The following is a 14,736-nucleotide window of genomic DNA, read 5'->3' on the forward strand; positions in this document are numbered from 1 at the left end:
TGTCACCGCCGATCCGCCGCGCGCTGCGACATCGCTGAGCATGACAGGTCGGTGACAGCTTCGCCGAAGTCCGGGGCGTTCAAAAAATGGGCTAAGCTGCGAGTGGATTGCCGAAGATGATCAAGCCACGAGCAATTTCCGCCCACCATTTGAGCAACCGATCACTCAGCGGCCTCGCCGCCCCTCCACCGGGACAGCAGTTCGGCGCGCCGCCCCTGGTCGAAATTGGCCAGCAGGGCCGGGCCGACCCGGATCGGACGCGCGCCCGAGGGCGGGGCCGCGCCCAGCCCGGGACGGATCGGCGTCAGGCGAACCTCCGACAGGACCCGCTGCCCGGCGTCCGACATCAGATAGTCCAGGAACAGGCGGGCCGCGCCGGGATGCCGCGCCACGCGGGTGATGAAGGCGACCCGCGAGATCGACAGGTGATAGTCTTCCGGAACGACGTAGCCGACGTCAGGGCCGTTGTTGCGCACATACCAGTCGGCATAGGATCCGTTGATATCGACGGCCAGCAGGTGCTCGCCGGTCGCCACGCGGTCCAGCATCGGCTTGCCGGGCACGTAGGTGCGCACGTCCACCGCGGCCAACGCGTCGTAGAGCGCCCAGCCGTCAGGATAGAACTGGGTATTGCTGGACAGATAGAAGAACCCCATGCCGCTGCGCTCGGGGTCATACATCGCCACCTTGCCGCGCCAGCGCTCGGGATCGGCGCGCAAGGCGGCCAAGAGGGCGGAGTGGCTGCGCGGCGCCTGGCCGTCCTTCAGGAGTCGCTTGTTGTAGACGAAGACGATCGGCTCGCTGGTGACCCCGAAGCCCTGATCGCGCCATCGCGCCCAGGCGGGAAGCCTACCGGCCTCGGGGCTGCGATAGGTCTGGGCGTAGCCGTCGTTGATCAGCTTGACCTGGGTGTCTATGGCCGAGGTCCAGACGACATCGGCCACCGGCTCGGCGTCCTTCGCCTCCTCGATCACCCGGGCCTGCATGTCGCGCGAGGTCAGCACGACGAACCGCAGCTTCACCTTCGGGAACCGGCGCTCGAAATCCTCGACCAGCCGCTGGTGGACGTCGTTGTTGATGTAGACGACGACCTCGCCTTCTCGCTCGGCCCTGCGAAGGTCCCAGCCGCTGGTCGCCTGTCCCGACGGGCGCGGGGTGCAACCGGCCAGGATCGAGACCAGGGCGACGGCGCCGAGCGCGAGGGCGAAGCGAGCCGCCTTGACCTTGACTGGCAATCGGCGTGGGATGGCCGTGCTCCTGCAATGTGAAGCCTGCCGCTACATCCCCGATGAAGATACTCGTTGTCGAGGATGATCTGCTCCTCCGCCGTTCGCTGATCGCCACGCTCGAAAGCGAAGGTCATGTTCCGGTCTGCGCCGAGACGGGCGCCGAGGCCCAGGCCCTGGCCGCGCGATCCGACTTCGACGCCGTGATCCTCGATATCGGCCTGCCCGACATCGACGGCTTCGAGATTCTGGGCCGCCTGCGCCGCGAAGGCTTCCAGACCCCCATCGTCGTCCTGACGGCCAGGGACGCGGTCCAGGACCGCATCGCGGGCCTGGACATGGGCGCGGACGATTACGTGCTGAAGCCCTTCGATCCGTTCGAGCTGGTGGCCCGCGTCCGCGCCGTGGTCAGGCGCAAGGGCGGCTACGCGGCGCGCAACGTCAGCGTCGGAACCCTGACCTGCGACTGGGAAGCCGGCGCGGCCTGGATCGGCGAGCGCCGTCTCGACCTGCGCCCCCGGGAATGGGCCGTGCTACGAGCACTCGCCACCCGCCCCGGCCGCGTCGTCGACCGGATGCAACTGGCGACCGAGGTCTTCCCCGACGATCAGTCTGTGCTGCCCAACGCGCTCGACGTGCATGTCGGCCGACTGCGACGCAAGCTGCTTCCGGACGGCCCGAACCTCCAGACCCTGCGCGGCGCCGGCTACCGGCTCGATCCGTGAAGCCTCGCCCGCCCAGCCTCGTCGGCCGGCTGCTCCTCGCCCAGATCGTCCCGCTGGCCCTGCTGGCGGCGGCCCTCGCCCTGGCGGGCGTTCTCGCGGCCATGCAGGTGGTGGAGAAGACGTCCGATCGCCTGCTGGCCGGTTCCGTCGCCTCGATCGTCGCCCAGATCGGAACCCAGGACGGCCGCGCCCGGGTCGCCCTGCCCCCGTGGTCTCTCGGCCTGCTCGACAGCCCCGAACGCGACGCGGTCTTCTACGCCGTTCGCGAGGGGCCGCGGCTGGTCACCGGATATGATGACCTCCCTCGCCTGACCCCGCCGCCGCCCAATGAGACCAGCTTCAGCTACGCCCGGATGCGCGGCTACAAGGTTCGGGTGGCGCAATCGACGGTGATGATCCCCGGCGTGCGCGAGCCGGTGGTGGTGACCGTGGCCCAGAGCCTGGATTCCCGGCATGCCAGCGTCCGCGACCTTCTGCCTAACCTGATCGGCCTGCCGGTCCTGCTGGTCGCTGTCGCCGCGGGGCTGGTCGCCCCCGCCGTGCGGTGGGGGCTTGGGCCGCTCCGGCGCCTCGCCGGGAACCTGACGGCGAGAGCCCAGGCCCCTCGCCCCGATCTGGCGCCCGTCACCTCCGCCGACGCTCCGATCGAGCTGTCGCCGCTGGTCGATGGCTTCAACCGACTGATGGGCAGCCAGGAGCGCTTCACCCGGGCGCTCGAACGCTTCTCCGCCGACGCATCGCACCAGCTTCGCACCCCGCTATCGGTGATCATCGCCAACCTCGCCCTGCTGGAACGATCAGCGGCGACGCCGCGCGAGAAGGCTCTGCTGGGCGACTCCAGATCGGCCGCCGCCAACCTGCTTCGGGTGCTTTCCCAGTTCCTTGCCCTGGCTCGGTCGGAGGCCGCCGCCACCGAGGGCTCGACCGATCTGAAGGCGCTGCTGAACACGATCCGCATCGAGGCCGCTCGCGCCTTTCCCGAAGCCGAGGTGCTTGCGCGCGCCCCCGCCGACCTGCCGCCGGCGCGCGGCAATCCGGTGCTGATCGGCGAGCTGCTGCGTAATCTCGTCTTCAACGCCTGCGCTTATGGCGACGGTCAGGTTCGCGTGCTCGTCTACGCTCTGGAGGGGGCGCCAGGCGTGCTGATCTGGGACAACGGCCCGGGCATGGATGAAACAGAGCTGAGGCGCGTGCTGGCGCCCTTCAGCCGGGGGCTCGCAGGCCAGGTCCGCTCTGGAACCGGCCTTGGCCTGGCCATATCGCGCTCGATCGCCGACCGGCTGGGCGTATCCCTCGCGATGCGCGCGCGGCGGCCGCGTCCGGGGCTTGTCGCAAGCCTGACGTTCCGGGCCGCGTGACTCCGGAGCGACAGGTCCACGCGAAGTCTTGCCCGCAAGCTAGGCGGGCCGGTCGGTCGGCGCCAGAACCCGCACGCCCTCGCCTGCGCTCATCGATCGATCTTCCCGGAGGCGGTGAGCCGCAGCTCGTATTCCGGAACGATGCGCACGCCCCTCACCTCGCCCACCTGCCCCCCCGCCGGGATCGCCGCCTTCACTTCGGGCTGGATGTAGAGCGGATTGTCGGCGCGCAGGGGCAGGACCGTCAGCGTCCAGTCCCGGTCAAGACGGCCGCCGAAACGACTGAGCCCCAGCTCCCACCTGGGCCCGTAGTAGAACTGGTCGTCGAGCATCTCGACGCCGTCGAACAGTCGCGCCACGTCGCCGGCATAGTCGATCTCGAGCCAGGCTTCGCTCAGCCCCTCGAGCGCGTCCTTGGGCAGGCTCAGTGTCCACGCGCCTGAGCGGCCATATTGCTCGGCATAGGGCTGGAGCACCGTCTTGGCGCGGCCGCCGATCTCGGGGGGCGGCAACGCCTGGGCTTCGCGCAGCGGCTTGATCTCGGCGGTCAGCGTCCTGGCGGAAGCCCTGGCCTCGAACACCTGGAAGGGACCCTGCGGCTTGGCGCGGCGCAGCGGCAGGCTGGCCCCGGGCGCAGTGTCGAGCGCGGGCAACACCGCCAGGCGGAAGCCCGCATCGGCCTTGGAACGTACCGACCATCCAGCGCCGTCCGCAAAGATCGGGTCCTCGCTGAGCACCAGCCGATCCTTGCCGCCGAACGGCAGCACATAGGCCTGCCTGGCCTGCTCGGCGCTGATCAGCACGATCCGCACCCGCTTGCCGCCCGGTCCGCTGACAGCGAGCTCGCGCACGCCCTCGGGCGTCAAAGTCGGGGTCACCACGCGGCCGCCGGCGGCCTTCAGACGCTTGCTGTTCAGCCTGACCTCGACATCGGCCGAGAAGGCCATCTCCACCGGCACGCCCTTGGTGGCCGAAAAGACGTAGACGGGCCCGTCGGCGTCTTCGAGGCGGGTCAGCGGCTGGGCGCTGGCCCAGGCCAGGTTGGCGCCGGCGAGATCCAGATTGATCGGCCAGACGAAGTAGGCGCCGGCTGGGATGTCGACCGGGCGGCTCGGGAAGGTGACCGCGCCGCCCGGCAGCTTGACCTCGAAGCGGGTCTTGGCCTGGACCGGGGTCTCGAACTGCCGCACGTGGTTGTTGAAGAAGACGAAGCCCCGGTCGCCCTGACTGCGCACCGACCAGCGCGGCGTGGCGACGTCGTCGCGGCCGCTCAGCCTGACGGCGGGCCGCTGCACCTCCATCGGCGCGAGCCGGGCCCCGAACGTTTTCATGAACAGGTGATAGGGCCGCACCGCGTCGGCGACGGGATGGACCTGACCGTACTGACCCAGGGGCGCCTGGAAGTCGTAGTTGATGATCGGCATGCCGTTGTATCCGCCCTGGCGGTCGTCCTCCTCCAAGGTGGTGTGGCCCTGCGGATTCCGGCCGCCGTGGAACATGTAGTAGCCGTAGAGATTGGCGCCCGAGCCCAGTTGCACGGGCAGCATGGCCGCCACGTCGTCGGGCGACAGATGGGGCCGGCGGCGATACATGATCGGCACGCCGCCGCCGAACTCCGCGCCCAGGAACGGCGTGTTGTCCATGTCGCTCTCGATCGTGCCGGCGTTGCGCGAGGCCGTCTGCGCACCGAGATCCCCGCCGACCCGGCTATCGAAGCGGAAGGCGTAGACCTCCTTGGGCGGAAGGCGGCCCTGCCTGGCGCTCCACGGCTCGTCGGCATAGCCGCCGAAGACGGGAATGACCTCGCCCTTGGGATAGACCGCGTTGTCCCAGCCGGTCACCGTGTAGAGCGGCGCGTCGAAGCCGATCTTGCGGGCCAGGGTCTTGAGGGTGGCGATATGCCCGGCCCCCGCGCCCGGCCCGCCGATGTTGTACTCGTTCTCCAGCTGGACCCCGATGACCGGGCCGCCATCCTTCCAGAGCTGGCCCTCGACCTGCCTGTAGATCTCGCGCCAGTAGCGCTCGACGTAGGTCAGGTAGACCGGGTCGTCGCGCCGGGTGGGCATGGCGTTGACCACCCAGTCGGGCGTGCCGCCCCAGCGCACCTCGCCATGCGCCCAGGGGCCGATGCGGATCACCACCAACAGGCCGTTGGCCCTGGCCAGCTCGACGAACCGCTTGAGGTCACGATCGCCTGCCCAGTTGAACTGGCCGGCGCGCTCCTCGTGGTGGTTCCAGATGATGTAGGTGGCCACGATGTCGACGCCCTGGGCCTTCATCTTGGCCAGCTCGGCGCCCCAGTGCTCGGGCGGATAGCGCGTGTAGTGGAACTCGCCCATGACCGGCATCCAGGGCTGGCCGTTGCGCGTCAGGTAGCGGTTGTTGACGCCCAGCGTCTGGCCGTCGGGCGCGGTGGCGGCGCCCATGCGCAGGTGCTCGGAGCGCACCGCGGCGGGCGGGCGGGTCGCGTCCACCGTCAGGTCTGCGGCCTGGGCCGCGATCGCCGCTGCGAACGCCGAGGCCGTGGCCAGGGCGCGGGTCCGGATGCGAAGGGACATGGCTCGTTTCCTGATGGTGTGTGTTCTTGGCGCTTCGGCGGATCAGCGGTCGCGGCGGCGTGACAGCCCGGCCTCGATCTCCTCCAGGGTTCGCCCCTTGGTCTCGGGCACGCGCAGCGCGATGAAGATGAAGCCCGCCAGGCAGACGAGGCCGTAGGACCAGAAGGTCCCCGCCGCGCCCAGGCGCTGGTTGAGGATCGGGAATGTGAAGGTGACCACGAAGCAGGCGATCCAAAGGGCCGAGACTGCGATCGACATCGCCGCCCCGCGGACACGGTTGGGAAAGATCTCCGACAGCAGCACCCAGGTCACCGGCGCCAGAGACATGGCGTAGGCGGCGATGACGCCCAGGGTCAGCAGCAGCACGACGGGTCCCTGGATGCCCAGGAAGAAGGCCGCGCCCAGCAGGCCGTGCATCAGCGCGATCGCCGCCGCGCCCCACAGCATCAGGGTGCGCCGTCCCAGCCGGTCGACCGTGGCGGTCGCCACCAGGGTGAAGGCCAGGTTGATCGCACCGGTGATGACGATGTTGAACATCACCCCGCCAAGGTCGTAGCCCGCGCCGCGATAGATCTCCTCGGCATAGTTGAAGATGACGTTGGTGCCGCTCCACTGTTGCAGGACGGCCAGGCCGACGCCGGTCAGCAGCACGCCCAGCACGGCCGGCGTGAGCAGTTCGTTGGCCGAGCCCGTCTCGGCGCGCTCGCGCTCCAGGCCCGCCTCGATCTCGGCGAGCGCCTCGCGCGCATAGGCCTCGCCGCCGATCTTACGCAGCACGGCCAGGGCGCGGGCGCGGCGTCCGGCCTTCAGCAGCCAGCGCGGGCTTTCCGGCACCAGGAAGGCGCAGAAGAAGAAGATCACCGAGGGAACGGCCACGGCCGTGAACATCCAGCGCCAGCCGTACTGCCCCTGCCAGGTGTCGCGGATGGCCGCGTGGCCCATGGCGCCGCCGACGTCGCCTGCGATCAGCATGTTGACCACCTGCGCGGCCAGGATCCCGACCACCAGGGTCAGCTGATTGAGGGTGACCAGCCGGCCGCGCCAGGCGGCGGGGCTGATCTCGGCGATATAGGTCGGCGAGATGTTGGAGGCGACGCCGATGGCCACCCCGCCGACGATCCGCCAGAGCACGAAGGTCGAGAACCCCTGCGCCCAGCCGGTCAGGATCGACGATACGCCGAACAGGACCGCGGCGATGATCAGCAGCTTCTTGCGGCCGATCCGGTCGCTGACCAGGCCGCTGAACACCGAGCCCAGCAGGCAGCCCAGCAGCGAGCAACTGTTGGCCCAGCCGACCTGGGCCTCGCTGGTGAGGTGGAAATAGGGTTCGTAGAACGGCTTGGAGCCCCCGACCACCACCCAGTCGTAGCCGAACAGCAGTCCGCCCAGCGCCGCCACGCTCGAGATCGTCCAGATGTAGGCGAGGTTCAGATGGCCGGAAACAACCTGCTCATCCTGGCCGCTCGACATCGTGTGCATCCGTACGCGCCCCCTTGTTTCGGCGTGTACCCTCGGAGTCGCGACGGGCCCGCCTTTCGCGGCCATAATCCGCGAGGCCGCTTCGCCGTCAACTCATTTGTATTACTTATTTTCACTGACGACGCTCTCCGCCGACCAACCTCAGGCAATGCGGCGCCCTACAGCCTGGCTTCGGCTCAGCCCATCTGGCCTCTCCCCACCGCCACGCTGATCTCCCGCATTTCTCACCGACCTCATTTGTAATATATATTCTTGACAGAGGCTGGCGCGGGTCGCCATTCAAAGCAACGACAAGGGGATCCGGCGCATTCTCGCGCCGCCCTGCGAGGACGTTCATGTTCCAAGACCCAGCACACGCCACGGCGCAAGCGACGCCGGGCGCCGCCATCAAGACCATCGAGACCTTCCCCGCGCCGCCCCGCTGGCTGTTCGTGCGCGTCGAGACCGAGGACGGCTTGGTCGGCTGGGGCGAGGCCTCGCTCGAAGGCCACAGCGAAGCCGTCGAGGGCGCCTTCGCCTCGCTGCGCGACCGCTTCATCGGCGCTGACCCGGACCGCATCGAGGACATCTGGCAGACCGCCTATCGCCTCGGCTTCTATCGCGGCGGCCCGGTGCTGATGTCGGCGCTGTCGGGCCTGGACCAGGCGCTGTGGGACCTCAAGGGCAAGGCCTTGAAGGTCCCGGTGCACCAACTGCTGGGCGGGCGCGTCCGCGATCGGATCCCGGTCTACGCCTGGATCGGCGGCGACCGCCCCAGCGAGGTCGTCGAGGCCGCGCGCGTGCGCAAGGCGCAGGGCTTCAAGGCCGTCAAGATGAACGGCGTCGAGGACCTGGGCTGGCTGGACAGCCCCGGCGCCCTCGCCGCTTCGGTCGACCGCCTCGCGGCCGTGCGCGCCGAGGGCCTGGACGCCGGCGTCGATTTTCATGGCCGGGTGCACAAGCCGATGGCCCGGCAACTGGTGAAGGCCCTAGAGCCGCTGGGCCCTCTGTTCGTCGAGGAGCCGCTGCTCAGCGAGCACCCCGAGGCCATCGCCCAACTCAGCCAGCAGACCGCCGTGCCCGTCGCGCTGGGCGAGCGGCTCTACAGCCGCTGGGACGTCAAGCCGTTCCTGACCTCGGCCTCGATCGACATCCTCCAGCCCGATCTCAGCCATGCCGGCGGAATTTCCGAGGTTCGCCGGATCGCGGCCATGGCCGAAGCCTATGACGTGGCCATCGCCCCGCATTGCCCGCTGGGCCCCATCGCCCTGGCCGCCTGCATGCAGCTGGCGCTGACGACGCCCAACTTCGTGATCCAGGAGATGTCGCTGGGCATCCACTACAACACCGACGGCCACGATCTTCTGTCCTACATGCTCAACCCCGAAATCTTCGCTGTGAAGGATGGGACGGTCGAGGCGTTCGCCGGGCCTGGCCTGGGCGTCGAGATCGACGAGGAGAAGGTCCGACGCCTCAGCCGTGACGCGCCCGCCTGGCGCAATCCGGCCTGGCGCGGCCCCGACGGCGGCCTGCGAGAGTGGTGACCATGCGCTTCGACGGCAAGACCATCATCGTCACCGGCGCCGGCGGCGGCATCGGCCAGGCCTGCGCGCAACGCCTGCACGACGAGGGCGCCAACCTAGTGCTGATCGATCGGGACGCCGGGGCGCTGGCTGCGGCGCAGGCGACCCTCGCCTCTCCCGACCGGCTGCTGGTTCGCGCGCAGGACGTCAGCGTCGAGACCGAGGCTGCGGCCGCCTTCGAGGCGGCCATCCACCGCTTCGGCCGCGTCGACGGCGTGGTCAGCGTCGCCGGCGCCATGATCTACAAGGGCCTCGACGCGCTCACCGGCCAGGACTGGGAGCGGATCATGGCGGTGAACTTCTACGCCGCGGCCCATTTCACGCGACAAGCCTTCAACCACATGGAGGGCGGCGGCAGCCTGGTCTATGTCTCCAGCATCCACGCCCGCCAGACCTCGGCCCTGGTCGGGCCCTATGCGGCGGCCAAGGCGGCCCTGACCTCGCTGGCCCGCACGGCGGCGATCGAGGGGCGCGCCTGCGGCATCCGCGCCAACTGCGTCCTGCCCGGCGCGGTGGACACGCCGATGCTGCGCGACAGTCCGAACATCAAGTCGGGCCTCGAGGTCCTCGATCCGCAGGATGTCGGCCAGCCGGAGGATATCGCCGCGCTCGTGGCCTTCGCGCTCAGCGACGAAGCCCGCTTCGTCACCGGCGCGGAACTGGTCGCGGACGGCGGCCGGCTGGCCAAGCTCTAGGCGCTCGCCGCCCTGCCCTGCAGCCTCAGCGTCGCTCGCGGCGCAGTTCCTCGTCACGGCTTCGCTGCATCAGGTCGAGCGCGCCACCGATGAGGTCGCGCATGCGGGCCTCGGCCTCGCGCACATGGCCGGCCAGGATGGCGTCGGCGACGCGCTTGTGATCCTCAGCGCTGGCGAAGCGCACGCCCTTCAGGTCGTTGGTCTTGCGGATGCTGAAGCGCAGCGCCGTGTCGATCATCTCGCAGTGCTGGCGATAGAAGCGGTTGCCGCTGGCGCGCAGCACCGCGACATGGAAGGCGATGTCCGACAGGAGCGGATCGTCCTGTCCCTGGTCCGCGGCGAACATGCGCCTGACCGCATGGTCGATGGCCGCCCGCTCCTCGCCGCTGGCGCGCTTTGCCGCCAGGGCCGCCGCGCCGGGCTCTATGCTCAGGCGGATCTCGGTGAACTCGATCAGCAGGTCGAGAGAGAACTCGCGCTGCAGCATCCAGCGCATGACGTCCGGATCGAGCAGGTTCCAGTTGTCCTCGTTCTCGACGATCGTGCCGCGGCGGCGACGGGACGACAACAGTCCCTTGGAGACCAGCATCTTCACGGCCTCGCGGGTAACGGTGCGGGCCGCACCATACTTTTCGGACAGTTCCTGTTCGGTCGGGAACGCCACACCCTGGTAACGCCCCGTCACGATCGCCGCGCCCAGATCCTGGACGATGGTGTCGGTGATGCTCTTGTGGGGGGTCGCTGTCCGCATGGTCCGAATCTCTGCGCTCCCGACTGGCGGCTTGCTTCTTTCTAGCCGCCCGCGGAGCGGCTTTCAGCATTCTTGGCCCAAGCCGAACACCACTCCGGGCGCTCCGCCAGAGGGAATGAAACCCGAAGCCCGATCAAGCGCCCGCCTGCGGGCCTGCGAGCAGGTTTCGAGATAGGCTTATTGGTCATACCACTACATCTCCAGCGCTCCAGAAATTCGCCGGTTTCGCATCCTGCGATCGCCTACCCGCCCACTGAAGGTGGGGTTCAGCCTCTCGGATATCGCTGAAAATGACAGCGCTATACCACTGTTTTTCCTCACAACTTGAGACTTTGGACAACAATAGCATTTGTCTTATGAATAACTTGCCCACTCATTTCGGGCGTGCAATAAGCTGGTCATACACCCTCAGGGACGAGACGGTTTTTCACGGCCCGCGCCGCGCGAAACCCTCGGGATGCACCATCGCGATCAACGCCGATGGAGACCGGCGAACATCGAGCCAGCTCGGCGTTCACGACATAAGAATTGGGAGAGGGAACGATGGAGCGCGTGAGCGCGCGCGGCCAAGCGGCCGTTGATCGGCGCAGCGATTTCGACCCGTCGCGCCGCCGGCACCTGCTGGCGGCCGGTTCGCTGCTGTGCCTGGCGCCGTTGAGCCGCGCCCTGGCCCAGCCGGCCGAGCACCATGCGATCAGGCTGCGCGGCGACTCCGGCGGCGCGCGGTTCGACGGCATCGGCGTGGTCAACGGCGGCGGCGCCACGTCCGTGCTGCTGAAGGACTATCCCGAGCCCCAGCGCAGCCAGATCCTCGACCTGCTCTACAAGCCCAAGTTCGGCGCCTCAGTCAGCGCCCTGCTGGCCGAGATCCCGGGCGACGGCAACTCAACCCAGGGGTCGATGCCCAGCCACATGCACACGCGCGAGGACCTGAGCTACGAGCGCGGCTACATCTGGTGGGTCCTGCAGGAGGCCAAGAAGCGCAATCCGGCCCTGTCGCTGGACGCCACGGCCTGGAGCGCTCCGGGCTGGATCGGCGGCGGCAAGTTCTGGTCCCAGGACGCCGTCGACTACTATGTCAAATGGCTGGAGGGCCTGCGCGGCGCCTACGGGCTGGAACTGGACGCCATCGGCTGCCGCAACGAAAAGGGCCAGGACTACGCCTTCGTAAAAGCCCTGCGTCGCACATTGAACGCCAAGGGCTTCTCCAAGGTGAAGGTCCACGCCTTCGACAACTGGCCCAAGGACAAGCTCGACTTCGTCAAGGACATGACGACCGACGCCGAACTGCGCGACGCGATCGACATCATCAGCGCCCACGTCGTCTACGCCAACGCCCACGCCACCGCCGAGCAGCAGGCGATGGCCAAGGCGATGGGCAAGCCGATCTGGAACACCGAGGACCACGTCTATCTGAAGGGCTTCGACTGCGCGATCGGCATCGTCCGCGCCTTCAACCACAACTGGATCCTCAGCGGCGCGACCAAGGTCGTGAACTGGTACGACATCGCCGGCCTCTATCCGCTCGAGCCCTATTCGGAGGACCCGGCCACGGTGCTAGCCCACGAGCCGTGGAGCGGCCACTACCGGGTGCGCGAGGCGCTGTGGGGCTACGCCCACTACGGGCAGTTCACCGAGATCGGCTGGACCTACCTCGACGGCGGCAGCGGCATGCTGCCCGGGGGCGGCTCCTACGCGACCTTGAAGTCGCCAGGCGCCGACTACAGCCTCATCGTCGAGACCCAGGGCGCGACCCAGGCCCAGACCGTCCGGATCGAGATCGGCGAGGGCCTGTCGCCCAAACCGCTCTGCACCTGGCGCAGCACGGAGGCCGAGCAGTTCATTCGCTTGGCCGACCTGATACCCGTCGACGGCGTGGTGAGCCTGACCGTCGAGCCTCACGCGATCTATTCGCTGTCGACCACGCGCGGACAGCAGAAGGGAAGCTTCGAGGCGATCCCCAAGCCCGCGCCCTTCCCTTTCCCCTACCGTGAGACCTTCGAGACCTACGCCTCCCCCGCCGCTCACGGCTGGCTGCCGCGCTACACCGCCGATATCGCCGGCGCCTTCGAGTTGGCCGAGCGCCCCGACGGCAAGGGGCGCTGCCTGCGCCAGGTGGTCCCGGTCCCGACCATCTCCTGGGCCCCGGACTGGCGGCCCTACACCATCCTCGGCGACGCGGCGTGGGGCGACTACGAGGTGTCGACCAAGGTCTGGCTGAACCCGCGCGACACCGCCGCGGTCATGGGCCGGATCAACCACGTCGGTACGGGCTACGGCTTCATCCCGAAGGGATATTTCCTGGAACTGGCCCACGACGGCCGCTGCCGACTGGTCGCCATTCGCGGCAAGAAGGATCCCAAGGCCCTGATCGGCGACGCCGAGCAGCAGGCCCAGATCAAGGCCGGCAAGTTCGACGGCGAAGGCGGCGAATTGGTTCTGGGCGACACGATGCTGGCCGGCGTCGCACCCGGGCGGTGGATCAAGCTTTCGCTACGGTTCGAAGGCAGCAGGATCACCGGCCTCGTCAACGATCAGGTGGTTTTGAGCGCCGAGAACAGGCTTTACGGCAAGGGCATGGCCGGACTGCTGGTCGGCGCCGAGCGCTCGCGCCTCAGTACGCCTTGGTTCGGCGAACTGGCGATCGCCCCGGTCGGCGGGCCCGCGCCCCGCCCGGCCCGCGCCCTTCCCCGCCAGACCCCGATCTACGCAGCCCACAAGGGGGCTCGACGCTCCCGGCGCGACTGATGCGCGACGCCCCAGGACGAAGCCCGAGCAGCGGCCCGCCGCCGCGGCCTTCAACATGGGCATCTCGGGCTTCACCCGCCGCTCGATGGCGACATCCGGGAAGATGGCCGGATCACCGTGAAGGCGGGCTCGGGCGACTATGATTTTCGCGCCAAACCCAAGGCCTGAAGCATGTTGCGCAAACTCCTGATCGCCTCCACGGCCGCTCTTGCCACCACCTGGCCTTCGCGGAGGACGGCCTGCAGCCGACCGGCCGCTGGACCGCGCCGCGGGTCGGTGCGGCCTCCACCCCGCCCATGGGCTGGAACGCCTTCCGGACCGAGGTGGACGAAGCCAAGGTGATGGGATCGGCCCAGGCCCTGCGCGACACGGGCCTGGCGAGGCTCGGCTACCGCTATGTCAATCTCGACGACGGCTGGTGGCTCAAGCGCCGGGCCTCGGACGGACGCCTGGAGATCCGCACCGCGCTGTTTCCCAGCGCTGCGCCCAAGGACGGCGGCGAGGCCTCGTTCAAGCCCTTCGTCGACCGCCTGCACGCCATGGGCTTCAAGGCCTCGATCGGAGGGTTGAAAACGCTCGAGCTCGTCGCCGTATCGGAGGGAAAGGCCGCTCCTCCGGCGGTCGTATGGGGCGACGCGCGCCTGACGCGCTAGCCTTGCCGATCCACTACGGTTGTCACGAAAAGCTCTCAAGCTGGCCCGCCGCACGAGGATCGAAGCTCTTGCCGACCAGCCTGCCCTGGATTGTCGCCGCCCTGATGGCCGCGCCCTTCGTCGGAAGCTTCATCGGCCTGCTGACCCTGCGCTTGCCTGCGGGGCGGCCGTGGATCGTCGTCCGCTCGGCGTGCGGCGGCTGCCAGCGCAGACTGAGCCTTCCGGATCTGGCGCCGCTCGTCAGCTTCCTGGTCACGAGGGGGCGATGCCGCACCTGCCGCGCGTCCATTCCGCTCCGTTATCCGCTCATCGAGGCCGGCTGCCTGGTGATCGCTCTCGGCGGCGTGCTCACCCAGACCGGCGCGATGATCCTGGCCACCGCCTTCTTCGGCTGGTTCCTACTGGCCGTCGCCATCGTCGACGCCGAGAACCTGTGGCTGCCGGACGTGCTCACCCTGCCGCTAGGGATCACCGGCTGGCTGGTCGTGATCAGGCTGGGGATCGCCTCGCCGCTGGAACCGTTGATCGGCGCCGCCGTCGGTTACGGGGCCCTGGCGCTGGTCGGCTGGGCCTACAGGAGATTTCGCCATCGGGAAGGCCTGGGCGGGGGCGACCCGTTCCTGCTAGGCGCGATCGGCGTCTGGGTCGGATGGGAAGGCCTGCCGGCCGTGCTGCTGTGGGCGTGCGGCCTGGGTCTGGCGACCGCGCTCTTCCTGGCCGTGCGCAGAGGTCGACGACTGCTCGTGACCGAACCCCTGCCCTTCGGAACATTCCTTGCCGCCGGAGCCTGGCTGACCTGGATCTTCAACACGACGCCATACCTGTCTCGGGGGCTTTAGATGCTTGAGAACGTCAGCAATCGTCAAAAAGAAATCACTATGGTTTTGTGAAGAAAATTTCTCACTTCCCACCCTTCTGAGAGCAGATCGTTTAATGTACTGAAACTCGGGCTAAGGGGCTTGCGGCTATTTCAGGAAATAC

General features: G+C 68.5%; 11 protein-coding genes. 7 read left to right on the top strand and 4 right to left on the bottom strand.

The genetic code is table 11. The features are described from left to right. Positions 1-161: 161 nt before the first annotated feature. Positions 162-1,235, bottom strand: coding sequence for an ABC transporter substrate-binding protein (locus tag P7A99_RS00605; protein WP_277792019.1), 1,074 nt, complete (start codon positions 1,233-1,235; stop codon positions 162-164). A 53-nt stretch (positions 1,236-1,288) separates the two neighbouring features. Here P7A99_RS00605 and P7A99_RS00610 point away from each other — a divergent pair, with 53 nt between their 5' ends. Continuing rightward, positions 1,289-1,951 carry a response regulator transcription factor gene (locus P7A99_RS00610; protein ID WP_277792020.1) on the top strand — a complete coding sequence of 221 codons (663 nt, stop codon included), beginning with the start codon at positions 1,289-1,291 and terminating at the stop codon, positions 1,949-1,951. Next, positions 1,948-3,309: a sensor histidine kinase gene (locus tag P7A99_RS00615; protein ID WP_277792021.1), complete on the top strand. Its 1,362-nt coding sequence runs from the start codon at positions 1,948-1,950 to the stop codon at positions 3,307-3,309. Before P7A99_RS00610 ends, P7A99_RS00615 begins: the two co-directional genes overlap by 4 nt. Positions 3,310-3,398: 89 nt before the next feature. Here P7A99_RS00615 and P7A99_RS00620 read toward each other — a convergent pair whose 3' ends face one another. Both P7A99_RS00620 and P7A99_RS00625 read right to left on the bottom strand, forming a co-directional pair. Beyond that, positions 3,399-5,867, bottom strand: a complete 2,469-nt coding sequence (locus tag P7A99_RS00620) for a beta-galactosidase (protein ID WP_277792022.1) — start codon at positions 5,865-5,867, stop codon at positions 3,399-3,401. 42 nt (positions 5,868-5,909) lie between these two features. Further along, positions 5,910-7,346: a sugar porter family MFS transporter gene (locus P7A99_RS00625; protein WP_277792023.1), complete on the bottom strand. Its 1,437-nt coding sequence runs from the start codon at positions 7,344-7,346 to the stop codon at positions 5,910-5,912. A gap of 335 nt (positions 7,347-7,681) precedes the next feature. On the opposite strand from P7A99_RS00625, the gene dgoD reads away from it, so the two are divergent. After that, complete coding sequence (dgoD, locus tag P7A99_RS00630) at positions 7,682-8,869, top strand: galactonate dehydratase (protein WP_277792024.1); 1,188 nt, start codon at positions 7,682-7,684, stop codon at positions 8,867-8,869. A gap of 2 nt (positions 8,870-8,871) precedes the next feature. Beyond that, a complete protein-coding gene (locus tag P7A99_RS00635; protein WP_277792025.1) occupies positions 8,872-9,603 on the top strand; it encodes an SDR family NAD(P)-dependent oxidoreductase in 732 nt (243 codons plus the stop codon). A 25-nt stretch (positions 9,604-9,628) separates the two neighbouring features. Here P7A99_RS00635 and P7A99_RS00640 read toward each other — a convergent pair whose 3' ends face one another. Next, the gene (locus tag P7A99_RS00640; protein ID WP_277792026.1) at positions 9,629-10,354 is read right to left on the bottom strand and encodes a FadR/GntR family transcriptional regulator; all 726 of its coding nucleotides are present in this window, start codon (positions 10,352-10,354) and stop codon (positions 9,629-9,631) included. 543 nt (positions 10,355-10,897) lie between these two features. On the opposite strand from P7A99_RS00640, the gene P7A99_RS00645 reads away from it, so the two are divergent. The 3 genes from P7A99_RS00645 (at position 10,898) to P7A99_RS00655 (ending at position 14,594) form a co-directional block, all read left to right on the top strand. After that, entirely contained in the window at positions 10,898-13,102 is a 2,205-nt protein-coding gene (locus P7A99_RS00645; RefSeq protein ID WP_277792027.1) for a hypothetical protein, read from the top strand. A gap of 296 nt (positions 13,103-13,398) precedes the next feature. Next, on the top strand, positions 13,399-13,755 hold the full coding sequence (locus tag P7A99_RS00650) for a hypothetical protein (RefSeq protein ID WP_347276673.1): 357 nt from the start codon (positions 13,399-13,401) through the stop codon (positions 13,753-13,755). Between the two features lie 68 nt (positions 13,756-13,823). Beyond that, positions 13,824-14,594 carry a prepilin peptidase gene (locus P7A99_RS00655; protein WP_347276674.1) on the top strand — a complete coding sequence of 257 codons (771 nt, stop codon included), beginning with the start codon at positions 13,824-13,826 and terminating at the stop codon, positions 14,592-14,594. The last annotated feature ends 142 nt before the right edge of the window (positions 14,595-14,736 follow it).

The sequence above is a fragment of the Caulobacter endophyticus genome, assembly GCF_029543245.1.
GTDB lineage: Bacteria > Pseudomonadota > Alphaproteobacteria > Caulobacterales > Caulobacteraceae > Caulobacter > Caulobacter endophyticus_A.